This window comes from Rhizobium sp. 01T444 (genome assembly GCF_056398305.1).
In genome coordinates this window covers 1-775 of record NZ_JBFTPD010000146.1, presented here as the reverse complement: position 1 = coordinate 775, position 775 = coordinate 1, and the positions used below count along the sequence as shown (strand labels likewise).

2 protein-coding genes are annotated in these 775 nt (G+C 70.3%); both read left to right on the top strand.

Annotated features, from left to right (window positions below; translation table 11 throughout):
* The coding region (locus AC1DTN_RS37645) for an acyl carrier protein (protein ID WP_477925217.1) at positions 1-253 on the top strand (253 nt) is incomplete at its 5' end.
* Between the two features lie 67 nt (positions 254-320).
* On the top strand, positions 321-775 hold a 455-nt coding region (locus AC1DTN_RS37640; RefSeq protein ID WP_477925215.1), incomplete at its 3' end, for a thiolase family protein.

Sequence of the window (775 nt, the reverse complement as noted above, 5' to 3'; positions counted from 1 at the left end):
GAATGAAGATCGCCAGGCCATGGCCGACACGGTGCTCGCGCTCCTGCGCACGATCGCGCCCGAGATCGAACCCGCGGAGATCGACTGGCGGCGTCCGCTGCGCCGCCAGGTCGACCTGGATTCGATGGACTGGCTCAACTTCCTGATGGCGCTGGGCGCGCGCTTCGGCTTCGAGGTCCCGGAGTCGGACTACGCCCGCCTGGTCTGCCTCGCGGACGTGCTCGCCTACATCGAGGCCCGGCGGGCGAGTTGATGAGCGTCAATGCGCCGGCCACGGCATGCGCCTAGCCTCTGTGTATCTCGATACGAGGAGTGATTCCATGACCCAGCGCGACATCGTTCTTTGTCACCCGGTGCGCACCGCCATCGGCACTTACGGCGGCAGCCTCAAGGAGGTGCCCGCACCCGACCTGGGCGCGGTGGTCGTGCGCGAGGCGCTGCGCCTGTCCGGCCTGCCCGCCGACAAGGTGCAGACGCTGGTGATGGGCAACGTCATCCAGGCGGGGGGGAAGATGAACCCGGCGCGCCAGGCCGGCATCGCCGCCGGCCTGCCGGTCGAGGTGCCCGCGCTGACGGTCAACCGCGTGTGCGGATCGGGTGCCCAGGCGATCGTCAGCGCGGCGCTGGAGGTCGGCGCCGGCATGGTCGACTGCGCCATCGCCGGCGGCATGGAGAACATGGACCGCGCGCCCGACCTGCTGCCGCAGGGGCGCTGGGGCGCGCGCATGGGCGACGTGACCTTCTTCGACAGCATGCTGCACGACGGCCTCCACGA